11 protein-coding genes and 1 pseudogene are annotated in these 12,484 nt (G+C 68.7%); 9 read left to right on the top strand and 3 right to left on the bottom strand.

Going from position 1 to position 12,484, the window contains the following annotated elements; genetic code table 11:
- From EPL04_RS04095 to ygfZ, 5 genes and pseudogenes are all read left to right on the top strand, one after another.
- A pseudogene (locus tag EPL04_RS04095) lies at positions 1 to 119 on the top strand (IS6 family transposase); the annotation flags it as partial.
- A gap of 56 nt (positions 120 to 175) precedes the next feature.
- A complete protein-coding gene (locus EPL04_RS18620; RefSeq protein WP_167599406.1) occupies positions 176 to 1,021 on the top strand; it encodes a hypothetical protein in 846 nt (281 codons plus the stop codon).
- 101 nt (positions 1,022 to 1,122) lie between these two features.
- The gene (locus tag EPL04_RS04085) at positions 1,123 to 1,653 is read left to right on the top strand and encodes a 50S ribosomal protein L16 (protein WP_134669668.1); all 531 of its coding nucleotides are present in this window, start codon (positions 1,123 to 1,125) and stop codon (positions 1,651 to 1,653) included.
- Positions 1,654 to 1,747: 94 nt separating this feature from the next.
- Complete coding sequence (locus EPL04_RS04080; protein WP_134669666.1) at positions 1,748 to 2,614, top strand: ATP-grasp domain-containing protein; 867 nt, start codon at positions 1,748 to 1,750, stop codon at positions 2,612 to 2,614.
- Between the two features lie 111 nt (positions 2,615 to 2,725).
- Positions 2,726 to 3,850 carry a CAF17-like 4Fe-4S cluster assembly/insertion protein YgfZ gene (ygfZ, locus tag EPL04_RS04075; RefSeq protein ID WP_134669664.1) on the top strand — a complete coding sequence of 375 codons (1,125 nt, stop codon included), beginning with the start codon at positions 2,726 to 2,728 and terminating at the stop codon, positions 3,848 to 3,850.
- Here ygfZ and EPL04_RS04070 read toward each other — a convergent pair.
- Positions 3,847 to 4,845, bottom strand: a complete 999-nt coding sequence (locus EPL04_RS04070; RefSeq protein ID WP_134669662.1) for an AI-2E family transporter — start codon at positions 4,843 to 4,845, stop codon at positions 3,847 to 3,849. The genes ygfZ and EPL04_RS04070 overlap by 4 nt on opposite strands.
- A 391-nt stretch (positions 4,846 to 5,236) precedes the next feature.
- Here EPL04_RS04070 and uvrA point away from each other — a divergent pair, with 391 nt between their 5' ends.
- The 3 genes from uvrA to EPL04_RS04055 all read left to right on the top strand — a co-directional run bounded on the left by uvrA (position 5,237) and on the right by EPL04_RS04055 (position 10,114).
- Positions 5,237 to 8,227 carry an excinuclease ABC subunit UvrA gene (uvrA, locus tag EPL04_RS04065; RefSeq protein WP_134669660.1) on the top strand — a complete coding sequence of 997 codons (2,991 nt, stop codon included), beginning with the start codon at positions 5,237 to 5,239 and terminating at the stop codon, positions 8,225 to 8,227.
- Between the two features lie 207 nt (positions 8,228 to 8,434).
- A complete protein-coding gene (locus EPL04_RS04060; protein ID WP_134669657.1) occupies positions 8,435 to 8,989 on the top strand; it encodes a DUF7344 domain-containing protein in 555 nt (184 codons plus the stop codon).
- Positions 8,990 to 9,022: 33 nt separating this feature from the next.
- Entirely contained in the window at positions 9,023 to 10,114 is a 1,092-nt protein-coding gene (locus EPL04_RS04055) for a geranylgeranyl reductase family protein (protein ID WP_134669655.1), read from the top strand.
- A gap of 87 nt (positions 10,115 to 10,201) precedes the next feature.
- Here EPL04_RS04055 and EPL04_RS04050 read toward each other — a convergent pair whose 3' ends face one another.
- Positions 10,202 to 10,591: a UPF0146 family protein gene (locus EPL04_RS04050; RefSeq protein ID WP_209019556.1), complete on the bottom strand. Its 390-nt coding sequence runs from the start codon at positions 10,589 to 10,591 to the stop codon at positions 10,202 to 10,204.
- A 39-nt stretch (positions 10,592 to 10,630) separates the two neighbouring features.
- Here EPL04_RS04050 and EPL04_RS04045 point away from each other — a divergent pair, with 39 nt between their 5' ends.
- A complete protein-coding gene (locus EPL04_RS04045) occupies positions 10,631 to 11,152 on the top strand; it encodes an archaemetzincin family Zn-dependent metalloprotease (RefSeq protein WP_134669653.1) in 522 nt (173 codons plus the stop codon).
- On the opposite strand, the gene EPL04_RS04040 is transcribed toward EPL04_RS04045, so the two are convergent.
- The gene (locus EPL04_RS04040; protein WP_134669651.1) at positions 11,134 to 12,456 is read right to left on the bottom strand and encodes a hypothetical protein; all 1,323 of its coding nucleotides are present in this window, start codon (positions 12,454 to 12,456) and stop codon (positions 11,134 to 11,136) included. The two genes, EPL04_RS04045 and EPL04_RS04040, sit on opposite strands and share 19 nt — an antisense overlap.
- Between the last annotated feature and the right edge of the window lie 28 nt (positions 12,457 to 12,484).

Raw genomic sequence — 12,484 nt, 5'->3', positions numbered from 1 at the left:
TCTTCCGCGAGGTAAAACGCCGGACCTCCTCGTTCAGCAACTGTTTCAGCCACGTCGAACCAGCAACTGCTGAAACATGGCTCCAAGCCTTTGCCGTCTGGCACAATTCCACAAACTAAACACGATGGCCGCTACCGGGCGAGCGCTTTTTGCCCGTCGCGTCGAAGCAACGCCGATGGTCGACGGCTCGGATCCGGGCGGCGCCTTCGCGTACCCGCAGTCGGCGATCGCCCTCGACCTCGCGGGAGTGGCGGCGGTCGCGCTCGCGCTCGTCGGCGTCCACGTCCTCGCCCCCGAGGCGGTCCACGACCGACTCGCGTTCGACCACGGCGCGTTCGCGCCCGAGACCCTGCTCACGTCGGCGTACGTCCACGCCGGCGACGCCCACCTGCTCAACAACCTCGGGGGGTTCGTCTCGCTTTCGGTCGTGACGTATCTGGCGTGTCTCACCGCAGGTCGTCGGGCGTGGTTCCGCCGGACGTTCCCGGTCTTGCTGGTCGCGCTCCCGGTGGCGGTCAACCTCACGAGCTACGTCGCCCTCGAGGCCCGCTATCCGGGCTCGACGCCGATCTCCCGGGGGTTCTCGGGCGTGGTCGCGGGGTTCGGGGGGTTCTTGCTGGTCGCGCTCGGGGTCCAGCTCCGGGCCAACTACTCGCGGGCGACCGCCTTCTTCGTCGGCCAGTTCACGGTCGTGTTGCTGGTGGCCGAACTGCTGTGGATCTACGCCGACCGCGTGAGTCCCTTCGAGGGCGGCGCGGTGACGGTCGGGCTCGCGTCGGCGGTGTCGGGCATCCTCTCGCGCGGGCACGGCCGGCGGTTCGGCGACGACCACTTCCGGCAGGTCGGGCTCGACCTCGTCTACGTCGGGCTAGTGGTCGCGCTGTTGGTGTGGCTCGTCTACGGCCTCTTTCCGGCGCGACCGACCGCCGACGGCTCGTTCACCAACATGTTCGCCCACGCCGCGGGGCTGGTGGAGGGCGGACTGCTCGCGGCGCTGGCGCTCGTGGCGGTCCGGCGCTGAGCGGCGCCGGCGGGCGGCGTTCGCCCGGCTGGTGGCCCGAGCGTCCGACGTGCCTTCGAAGGGTTTATCCCCGCAGTGACCTTCAGAATCCAGTAATAACCATGTCGGACAAACCCGCCTCGATGTACCGGAAGATCGACAAGCCGTCGTACACTCGCCGCGAGTACATCACCGGCATCCCCGGGTCGAAGATCGCACAGCACAAGATGGGCAACGTCGACACCGACCCCGAGGACTACCCCGTCCAGATCAGCCTCATCACCGAGGAGGAGGTCCAGCTCCGCCACGGCTCGATGGAGGCCTCCCGGCTGTCGGCCAACCGCCACCTGCTGAAAGAGCTGGGCCAAGAGAACTACAAGATGATCCTCCGGAAGTTCCCCCACCAGGTCATCCGGGAGAACAAGCAGGCGACCGGCGCGGGCGCGGACCGCGTCTCCGACGGGATGCGCCAGTCGTTCGGGAAGATCGTTGGTACGGCCGCCCGGATGGGCGCCGGCGAGCGCATCTTCACCGCGTGGTGTCAGCCCGAGGACGCCGACGTCGTCAAGGACGCGATGCGGCGCGCGTACAACAAGATCTCCCCGCCCTGCCGCGTGAAGGTCGAGAAGGGCGAGGAACTGCTCGTCGCGTAACCCGATCCCGACCGCTCGCGCGACGCGGCCCGAACGCCGGGCCGCCGCGACCGGTCGATCAAACCTTTTCACCCGAGGCTCCCACCACTCTCGTATGCTGGATCTGGCGGTCGCGTACCGAGAGGAGACGTTCGAGCGGATCCGCGAACCCCTCGCAGAGCGCGGGATCCGGATCCACCACGTCCCCAGCGAGGGCCGGACGATCCCGCTCGGGGACCCGCCGTGGGATCCCGAGTCGTTCGACGCGGGGTTCGTCTACCCCTCGCGGACGATGGAGGGCGGCGTCCTCGACGCCATGCTCGCGGTCCCGTGGGTCAACGACCGCGAGGCGGTGCTCACCTCCCGGAACAAGGCCGGCGCGATCGCGGCGCTCGAACGGGCGGGCGTGGCGGTCCCAGAGAGCGTGGTCGTCTCGAACCCCGCCGACGAGTCGGACCTGCTGGCGGCGTTCGACCGCTTCGACCCGCCGGTCGTGATCAAGCCCAACTCCACGACTAGGGGCGTCGGCGTGGCGAAGATCGGCGACGCCGACTCCTTTCTGGGCGTGACCGACTACCTCGATCTGGTCCACGACTACCGGGCGACCGGCGACAAGTCGTTTCTGGTCCAGGAGTACCTCCCCGACGCCACCGACGTCAGGGCGATGGTGGTCGACGGCGAGTGCGTCGGCGGGGTCGAGCGCCGCCTGCCCGACGCGGCGGGCGCAGACCGCTGGAAGCACAACGTCCACCGCGGCGCGGCGGCGACCGGCGTCGACCTCTCGGCGGACCTCCGGTCGCTGGCCGAGGCGGCCGCCGACGCGCTCGACGTCGACTTCCTCGGGGTCGACATCCTCGTCTCGGGCGACCGCGCGGTCGTCAACGAGACCAACGCCCGCCCGACCGTCGACGCCGAGATCAAGTACGACCCCGGCTTCTACGACCGACTGGCCGAGCTGATCCGCGCGACCGCCGAGCGCTGAACCGCGGCCGCCGGGCGGGCCGCCGCCCCGCCGGCCCGCCGGTGGGAGTCGGCTCTCCGGTGCGCTTCCGAACCCGACCGTTTAATCCCGGTGCCCGCCCAATCGACGCCCATGACAGTCATCGAGGACCAGCAGTCGGACCTCGGCGCCGAGTTCACCGAGGTCGGGGGGCGATCGATCCCGGCCCACTACGGCCGGGCCGATCGGGCCCACCGAGCGGTCCGAAACGTGGTCGGGGTCACCGAGATGCCCTACGGCGTCGTGGTCGTCACCGGCGAGGATCGGGTCGAGTACGTCGACAACGTGGTCTCGAACCGCGTGCCGACCGCCGACGGCGAGGGCGCCTACGCGCTGTTGCTCGACCCGCAGGGCGGCGTCGAGTTTGACATGTACGTCTACAACGCCGGCGACCGGCTGTTGCTGTTCGTGCCGCCGGGCGAGGCCGGGGGGCTGGCCGAGGAGTGGCGCGAGAAGGTGTTCATACAGGACGTCGAGATCGAGACCGCGACCGACGGCTTCGGCGTGTTCGGCGTCCACGGCCCGCAGGCCACCGAGAAGATCGCGAGCGTGCTCAACGGCTCCGGGACGCCCGAGGGCCACCTCTCGTTCGTCCGCGGGCGGATGGCGGACGTGGGCGTGACGGTGATCCGGACCGACGCCCCGACCGGCGAGGAGGGCTACGAGGTGGTCTGTACGACCGGCACCGTCGAGACCGAGACCGGCGTCGAGCGCCCGAACGCCGAGGTCGTCTACGAGACCCTGCTCACCCGCGGGCTGAACGCGACCCCGTTCGGCCGCCGGACGTGGGAGTCGCTCACCCTCGAGGCCGGCACGCCGCTGTTCGAGTCCGAACTCGCGGGCCGGATTCCAAACGTTCTCGGGCTCCGGAACGCGGTCGACTTCGAGAAGGGCTGTTTCGTCGGTCAGGAGGTCGTCTCCCGGGTCGAGAACCGCGGCCAGCCGAGCCGGCGGCTGGTCGGCCTCCGGACGAACGACCGGCCCGAGCCGGGCGCGGCGGTGTTCGACGGCGACGAGGCGGTCGGCGAGGTCACCCGCGCGATCGAGAGCCCCTCCCGGGGCGAACCGCTGGCGTTCGCGGTGGTCGAGTTCGCGGTCGGCGGCGACGACGCGCCGGTCCTGACCGTCCGGGTCGACGGCGAGGAGTCGCTGGCGTCGGTCGAGCGCCTGCCGTTCGTCGACGGGAGCGATCGGTCGGCCCGGGTCCCGGAGTACTAGGCGTACTCGCGGGCCGCCACCGCGACCAGCGACTTCGCGAACCCGAGCACGATGGGACCGACGAAGATGCCCGCGAAGCCAAACACCGCGAGGCCCCCGAAGATCCCGACCACGAGGATGCTGGGATTGAGGTTCGCGCTCCGGCCGCCGACGACCGGCCGGAGGTAGTTGTCGGTGAGGTTCACGACGCCGAACCCGTAGACCAACAGCGCCGCCCCGCCCACGAGGTCGCCGGTCGCGAGCAGGAACGCCCCGGCCGGGATCCAGATGAACATCGAGCCGACGAACGGCAACAGCCCGAGCACCACCGCCAACACCGTCCAGAACAGGACGTTCGAGAACCCAAGCACCGCGAGCGCGATCCCGGTCAACACCGCCTGCACGACCGCGATGACCCCCTGGGTGATGAGCACCGCGTACGTGAGCCGGTCGAGTTCCGCGAACAGTTCCTCGCGAACGTCCGGGCCGAGCGGCACGACCTCTCGGACCCACGCGACCGCGTCGGCGCCGTCGACGAGCAGGTAGTAGAGGACGAACCCGAGCACCGTGACGCCGACTAGCGCGTTCGACGCCCCGCCGACGACGCCCGGCGTCTCCTGTAACACCCGTCCGAGCCCGGACTGCGCCATCGAGACGAGCTCCTGTCCGAGGTCGCTGTCGATGAACTCCCGGACGAACGCGACGTCGATCGCGCCCGACTGGACGCCCTCGACGACCGCGACCGCCTGCCGGACGACGACCCGAACCAGCAACAGAAAGGGGAGCACGAACAGCACGGTGGCCCCGAGCATGAGCGCGAGCGCCGCCGCCCGGGGTGCCAGACGCGGTCCCAACCGCTCCTCGAATCGGGGCGCGAGCCGTCGCTGGAGCGGCCAGAGAGTGTAGGCCAGAAACACCGCGAGCGCGACGAACGTGAAGAACGGTCGGACCACCAGCCACGAGAGGTAGATCGAAATCGCGACGAGGGCGGCGACGAACGCCCGTTCTGCATCCATGCGGACCTGTACGCGAACTGCCGAGAAAAGCCCGATGGTCGCCCGCGGCGGCGGCCCAGCGCGGACCCCGGTGGCGAGGCCGTTCGGCACTCGTCGAAAGCGTGAAAAGGCGGGATGGGCCCGTCCCGCTGGCGTCTGTGGTTGGCTGGCTCAACCCCGTCCTTCGGGATGTCGGCCGTGGTTCGGGCCGGAGGAGGCGACGCCGTGATACGCCTCTGGGTAGCAAATCGGTCCGTCCGCGTCGCCTCCTCGAAGCCGAGTTCGTGCCGTGTGATAATAAGTGTCACGGCTATCGGAGCGCCGAACGCGCCCTCGAAACGCCGACCACTTTCACCGTGATACCGTCCGGAACCGACAGCGTTTCACGCCCCAAGTCCCTATCCGGAGCCAGATGAGCAAGGACTACATCGACGTTCGGGGGGCCGAGGAGCACAACCTCAAGGACCTCGACATCTCCATTCCGCGCGAGAAGTTCAACGTCGTCACGGGGCTGTCGGGGTCGGGGAAGTCCTCGCTCGCGTTCGAGACGGTGTACGCCGAGGGCCAGCGACGCTACATCGAGAGCCTGTCGGCGTACGCCCGTAACTTCCTCGGACAGATGGACAAACCGCAGGTCGAGAACGTCGAAGGGCTCTCGCCGGCGATCTCCATCGACCAGAAGAACGCGGCCAACAACCCCCGATCGACGGTCGGGACCGTGACCGAACTCCACGACTACCTCCGGTTGCTGTACGCCCGGATCGGGACGCCTCACTGCCCGGAGTGCGGTCGAGAGGTCGGCGAGCAGAGCGCCCAGAACATGGTCCGGCGCGTGCTCGATCTGCCCGACGGGACGCGGGCGAAGATCGCGGCGCCCGTGGTCCGCGACCAGAAGGGCGCCTTCGAGGACCTGTTCGACGAACTGGTCTCGGAGGGGTACGGCCGGGTCGAGGTCGACGGCGAGGAGTTCGACCTCACCGTCGAGACGCCCGACCTCGACAAGAACTACGACCACGACGTCGACGTCGTGGTCGACCGCGTGAAGGTCTCGGCCGAGGATCGGAGCCGGATCACCGACAGCGTCGAGACCGCCCTCGAGGAGGCAGACGGCTCGCTGAAGGTCATCCTGCCGGACCCGCCGGCGGGCGCGGCCGACGCCATCGGCGGGGCCGCGGCGCGCTCGACCGGCGACCTCGCGGGCGAGACGCAGGGCGACTCGCCCGAGGCCGACGCCGGCGGCGAGGCCGACGACCGCCTCGTCGTCGAACTCTCGGAGGATCTGGCCTGCACCCACTGTGGCATCGACTTCCGGGAGATCGAGACCCGGAGCTTCTCGTTCAACAGCCCCCACGGCGCCTGCCCGGAGTGTGAAGGCATCGGCGAGACCAAGGAGGTCGACGAGGACCTCGTGGTCCAAGACCCCTCGAAGCCGCTCAAGAACGTCTTCGAGCCGTGGAGCTACAACCGCACCTACTATCGGCGCCAGCTCGACAACGTCGCCGACCACTTCGGCGTGAGCGTCGAGACGCCGTTCGAGCAACTGCCCGCGGACGTCCGGGAGGCGTTCGTCTGGGGCACCGACGAGTCGGTCCACTTCGAGTGGACGACAAAGAACGGCGTCCGGGAGAAAGACGAGCCGTTCGAGGGGGTCATCCCGAATCTGGAACGGCGCCACGTCGAGACCGACTCCGACAGCACCCGCGAGCACATAGAGGAGTACATGGCGGTCACGACCTGCCCCGCCTGCGAGGGGACCCGCCTCAACGACCAGAGCCGGTCGGTGCTCGTCGACGGCACCTCGATCTCGGAGGTCAACGAGCTGTCGATCGGCGACGCCCTCGACCACTTCGAGGGGCTCGAAGCGTCGCTGGACGACCGGGAGACCAAGATCGCGGCCGAGATCCTCAAGGAGATCCGGGCTCGGCTCGGGTTCATGGAGGAGGTCGGGCTGGACTACCTCACGCTCGACCGGGAGGCCTCGACGCTGTCGGGCGGCGAGAGCCAGCGCATCCGGCTCGCGACCCAGATCGGCTCCGGGCTGGTGGGCGTCCTCTACGTCCTCGACGAGCCGTCGATCGGGCTCCACCAGCGGGACAACGACCGACTGCTCGACACCCTCGAAGAGCTCCGGGATCTGGGCAACACGTTGCTCGTCGTCGAGCACGACGAGGAGACGATGCGCCGCGCGGACAACGTCATCGACATGGGACCCGGCCCCGGCAAGCGCGGGGGCGAGGTGGTCGCTCAGGGTCCGACCGAGGAGATCGAGGCCTGCGAGGAGTCGGTCACCGGTGACTACCTCGCCGGTCGCAAGGAGATCCCGGTCCCCGACGAGCGCCGGGACACCGACGAGCGACTGACCGTCGCGGGGGCGCGCCAGCACAACCTCGCGGACTTAGACGTCGACATCCCGGTCGGGCAGTTCACCGCGATCACGGGCGTCTCGGGATCGGGTAAGTCGACCCTAATGCACGATATCCTGTACAAGGGACTGGCCCGCGAGATGAACGACAACACGAGCGTCGACCCCGGCGACCACGACGCCATCGAGGGGATCGAGCACGTCGAGAAGGTCAGGCTTATCGACCAGTCGCCGATCGGTCGGACCCCGCGATCGAACCCGGCGACCTACACCGGGGTCTTCGACTACATCCGCGAGCTGTTCGCCGAGACCAAACTCGCAAAACAGCGCGGCTACGAGAAGGGGCGGTTCTCGTTCAACGTGAAGGGCGGACGCTGTGAGGAGTGTGGCGGGCAGGGGACGGTCAAGATCGAGATGAACTTCCTCTCGGACGTGTACGTCCCCTGCGAGGAGTGCGACGGCGCCCGGTACAACGACGAGACCCTCGACGTCACCTACAAGGGCGCGACCATCGCCGACGTGCTCGAGATGTCGGTCGCGGAGGCGTACGACTTCTTCGAGCACGACCAGCGGATCGGCCGCCGGCTGAAGCTCCTGAAAGACGTCGGGCTCGACTACATGAACCTCGGCCAGCCCTCCACCACCCTCTCGGGCGGGGAGGCCCAGCGCGTGAAACTCGCCGAGGAACTCGGCAAGAAAGACACCGGCGACACCCTCTACCTGCTCGACGAACCCACGACCGGCCTCCACAAGGCCGACGAGCGAAAGCTCATCGAGGTGCTCCAGCGGCTGACCGACCACGGCAACACCGTGGCGGTCATCGAACACGAACTCGATCTGGTGAAAAACGCCGACCACGTCGTCGACCTCGGCCCCGAAGGCGGGGAGAACGGCGGCGAGATCGTCGCCACCGGAACCCCCGAGGAGGTCGCACGCACCGACGACTCGTACACCGGCCGATACCTCCGAGACCTCCTGCCCGACGTCGACCTCGACGGGCCGCGGGCCGACAGGGCGGTCGCTCCGGCGACCGACGACTAACGATCGACGCGTTTTGTCCGATATTTTCCCGTATTGCCGGATTAAATACGGGAATTTCTCCGTTACTTCGAACGTCTGGGTACTACTTGATAGTTACTCGGGGCTAAGTACTGGATAACAAAGTGCGGTCCGGGCGAATCTCGTCTACCGTGTTACGATGGGTGGCGGTGGCACCGGGGCAACAAGCGATTGAGCGACTTCGGGAGCATGAGCTCGGCTGACAACTCACCGGAACGAGAGGCGCTGTCGGAAGACCTGATCTTCGACGTGCTCAAGAACCGACGGCGGCGATACACGCTCCATTACCTCAAGCAACAGGAGCGTCCGGTGGAGCTGTCGGAGCTCGCCGAGCAGGTCGCGGCCTGGGAGAACGACACCACCGTCGAGGGGCTGTCGGCCAACGAGCGCAAGTCGGTGTACACCTCCCTCTATCAGACTCATCTCCCGAAGCTGGCGGACGCCGGTATCGTCGAGTACAACCAGAACCGCGGCGTGGTCGAGCTGTCGGGCAACGCGGCCCAGCTCGAGGGGTATCTCCGACCGCAGGACGAGTTCCCGTGGATCAGATACTACCTCGGGCTGGCCGCGGTCAGCGCCGTGCTGGTGATCGGCGATCTGCTTGGGGTGGCGCCGTTCGAGGCGATCCCCGACGAGATCTGGGGCGTCCTCATCGTGGCGGCGTTCGCCGTCTCGGCGCTGGCCCACTACGTGCGACGCAGACAGCTCTCCCGCAAGGAAAAGCCCCCGAACGCCGAAGGGTAGGATACTTGAGCGCCAACGCCGTATCCGAAGCCGATGTACGATTTCGTCGTCGTCGGCGCCGGTCCCGCCGGCTCGCGGTTCTCGCGGCGCGCGGCCGAACGCGGGTACGACGTGCTGGCGCTCGAACGCGGCTCGGTCGGCGAGCCCCTCGCGTGCTCGGGCCACGTCAGCACCGACATCTGGGAGTTCACGCCCGAGGGTGCCCGCGAGGAACTCCTCCAGAACGAGGTGTTCGGCGCGCGGTTCCACGTCGGCGGGCCGGCCAGCGACGACTACCCCTTCTACAAGCGCGAGGTGATCTCGAACGTCATCGACCGGGTCGGCCTCGACCGGCGCCTCGCCGACGCCGCCCGCGAGGCGGGCGTCGACCTCCGGGAACACCACAGCGTCTCGACGGTCGAGGAGCGCCCGGACCGCGTCGCGGTGACTGCGACCGGCCCCGACGGCACCGAGACGTTCGAGGCCCGGATGGTCGCGGGCTGTGACGGCCCGGTCTCGCGGGTTCGGCGCGAACTCGGACTGCCCGAACCCGGCGAGAAGCTTCAGGGGGTGCTCGGGTTCTCGACCGACGAGGACCCCGGCGACTTCGTCGACGTCCACCTCACCGCGCCGCGCTTTTTCGCGTGGCGCATCCCGCGGGGCGAGGCGGGCGTCGAGTACGGCCTCGCGGCCCCGCCCGGCTCCGAGCCGCCCGCCAGAGAGCTGTTCGAGTCGTTCACCGACGAGTACGGGACCGAGACCGGGGACTTTTGCGCCGGGATGATCCCGGTCGGGCCGGCCGAGACGGTGACGAGTCGCCGGGGGTTGCTGATCGGCGACGCCGCGGCCCAGACCAAGCCGTTCACCGGCGGCGGCATCCTCTACGGGATGACCGCCGCCGACCACGCCGCCCGCGAGATCGACCCCGAGCGGCCGTCGACGCTCGCGGACTACGAGTCGGCGTGGCGCGAGGACCTCGCCACCGAGATCCGGCTCGGCCACTGGATACGCAGGGCGTACTCGCTTCCCGAGCCCGTCCAGCGAGTCGGGCTGTCGGCGTTCTCCGGCGAGATCGGGGTCCACATGGACAAGCCGACCTCCTTCTTCTCGACCGAGCACCTCTCGAAGCTTCTCTCGCGGTCGTGAGTCCGCCGACGGGGCGCCTCGCGACCGAGATGTCCGCGCCCGCGGGCGTCGACGGGATCGCGTCGAACGAACCTCGCCCGCGAGTCGCTACTCTCGGGCGACGTACAGCGTCTCGCCCGGTAGCGTCTCGCGGGCGACCCGCACCGCGGGCTGGTCGCCGCCGAGCGTGGTGAAGAGGAACGCGGCGTCGGCGCGCTCGGCGGCGTCGAGGGTCGGCCGGTGGAGCTCCGGCGGGAGGTTCAGCGCGTACACCGCCTCGGCGTCCCGGTAGACCGCCGGCTCGGGGTTCCAGACGTCGTCCTCGACGAACCGGACGCCGTCGGGAACCTCGCGAGCGCGCACGTCGGTCGCGGTGACCGAGACGCCCGCGGTCGCCAGCGCCCGGGCGACGTCGGTCCGACGGCCGATCCCCACCTCGACGACCGCCTCGAACTCCGAGAGGCGGGCGGCGATGGCGTCGCGGGTGTGCGGTTCCACGGCGGGAAGTTTATGAGTTGCTCGCGCATAGTGTTTCCCATGCTCGTCGACGTCGTCCCGGTCGGGGACGTTTCCGCGCAGGTCAAACGACAGGCCTCGGCAGGCCTCCGGTCGGTCTACGACTGTGAGGTCACGATTCACGACTCCCAGTCTGTGCCCACCGGGGCACACGACGAGAAACGCGACCAGTACCGCGCCGAGGAGTTCATCGAGCTCGCGGGCCGGATCGGATCGGCCGACAAGAACATCGCCATCACGCCCAAGGACCTCTTCTACCGCCGGCGAAACTACGTGTTCGGGCTGGCGTACCTCGACGGCAAGGGGAGCGTCATCTCGACCTACCGGCTCCAGACGTCGAGCGACGGCGGGTTCTCGAACCGGAGCGCAAGCGAGATCTTCTCGGACAGGGTCCGCAAGGAAGTCGTCCACGAGATCGGCCACACCATGGGGCTCGAACACTGCGACAACAAGCGGTGCGTGATGAACTTCTCGCCGACCGTCCGGGAGGTCGACGTGAAAGAGGAGAACCTCTGTGGCTCCTGTCAGCGATCGGTTCTCTGAGCGAGCCACGCCCGGAGCCGCCCGTTCGACCGCCACCTGACGCCTTCTATCGCCGCGCCGAGCAGTGCGAGCGCGCCCCCGAGTAACGGGACGAACTGCTCGCCCACGCCGTTTGGCAACACGTACTTGGAGATAGCGGTCGCGTACCCCAGATACTTCTCGACGACGTTCCCGGGGTCGCCCGCGTCGGCGAGTCCGGCTTCCTCGGCGGTCGGGCGGTCGGCGCTCCCCTCGCCCGGCAGTCGGTCGGCCTCGTAGGGGAGCGTGCCGGTCGTCACCTCCCAGACCACGTCGCCGTTCTCGTCGATCTCGAGGACGCGCTCGTTGTACGAGTCCGTGATCAGCGTGTGGCCGTTCGATAGCCGGTCGGCGTCCCGGGGCCACTGGAGGGTGCCGCTCCCGCCGAACGTCCAGACGATCTCGCCGTCGGCGTTCAACTCGACGATGCGGTCCTGCTCGCTGTCGGCGACCAGCAGGTGGTCGTCTGCCAGCCTGTCGGGGTTGTGTTGCTCGTACAGCGGCCCCTCGCCGCCCTCGAAGCTGTTCGGCCCGACGACCGGCCGGAGGCTCACCGAGCCGTCGTCGCCGACGCGGAGCTCGGCCACGGTGTCGAAGTTCCGGAGGCTGATCTGGAACACGCCGGGCTCGATCCGATCGACGTCGTTGACGTGGGTCCAGTCGGCCTCCGGGCCCATCCCGTCGGGCATCTCGTAGTCGTCGGTGGCGTTCCACTCCCAGACGATCTCCTTGTCCCGATCGACCGCGAACACGCGGTCGTTGCCCATGTCGACCATCACCCAGCGGTCCTCGCCGTCCTCGGTCGTGTAGTGGTCGGCGTCGTGGAGCTCGTGCTCGTGGAGTTCGACGTCGTACCACGCGTACTCCCAGCGAGTCTCGTTGGTCGATTGCTCGACGATCTTGAGGCTGTTGCGCACGCAGTTGGCGTGCCCGTCGTTTCGGTACCGCTCGGGACACCGAGCGTCGGGAATCTCGTCGGCGGTCGAGATCTGGACCCGGTCGGGGCCGAGCCCTTCGAGGTCGAACACGTCGTCGGTCTCGTCGTACTCCCAGACGATCTCGCCGTCGGGGGCGACTTCGATCGCCCGCCCGTCGTCCTGGTACCCCTGGAGAGCGATGAGCGTGTTGTTCTCGGGGCGTTCGTGGTCGGTGGCGAGACGCGGATGGGACGGAGCGGCCAGCACGCCGACGGTCGCGATCGCGAGGCAGACGACCGCGAGACACGCGAACAGCTTCGCGCGGCGTTCGTGGCCGGTCCCGAACCACGCGGGGAGGAGCGGTGTCACTGCGTGGGCCTAAGCGTGCGCCGACGAA

The organism is Halorussus marinus, assembly GCF_004521895.1.
GTDB lineage: Archaea > Halobacteriota > Halobacteria > Halobacteriales > Haladaptataceae > Halorussus > Halorussus marinus.
The sequence above is the reverse complement of the archived record's forward strand: the minus strand, read 5'-3'. Positions and strand labels throughout refer to the sequence as shown.

Bases quoted from the DNA above. Each gene is read 5' to 3' on its own strand.
- EPL04_RS04070 (WP_134669662.1), bottom strand. From the start codon at position 4,845: ATGGATGCAGAACGGGCGTTCGTCGCCGCCCTCGTCGCGATTTCGATC.
- uvrA (WP_134669660.1), top strand. From the start codon at position 5,237: ATGAGCAAGGACTACATCGACGTTCGGGGGGCCGAGGAGCACAACCTC.
- EPL04_RS04060 (WP_134669657.1), top strand. From the start codon at position 8,435: ATGAGCTCGGCTGACAACTCACCGGAACGAGAGGCGCTGTCGGAAGAC.
- EPL04_RS04085 (WP_134669668.1), top strand. From the start codon at position 1,123: ATGTCGGACAAACCCGCCTCGATGTACCGGAAGATCGACAAGCCGTCG.
- EPL04_RS18620 (WP_167599406.1), top strand. From the start codon at position 176: ATGGTCGACGGCTCGGATCCGGGCGGCGCCTTCGCGTACCCGCAGTCG.
- EPL04_RS04045 (WP_134669653.1), top strand. From the start codon at position 10,631: ATGCTCGTCGACGTCGTCCCGGTCGGGGACGTTTCCGCGCAGGTCAAA.
- ygfZ (WP_134669664.1), top strand. From the start codon at position 2,726: ATGACAGTCATCGAGGACCAGCAGTCGGACCTCGGCGCCGAGTTCACC.
- EPL04_RS04080 (WP_134669666.1), top strand. From the start codon at position 1,748: ATGCTGGATCTGGCGGTCGCGTACCGAGAGGAGACGTTCGAGCGGATC.
- EPL04_RS04055 (WP_134669655.1), top strand. From the start codon at position 9,023: ATGTACGATTTCGTCGTCGTCGGCGCCGGTCCCGCCGGCTCGCGGTTC.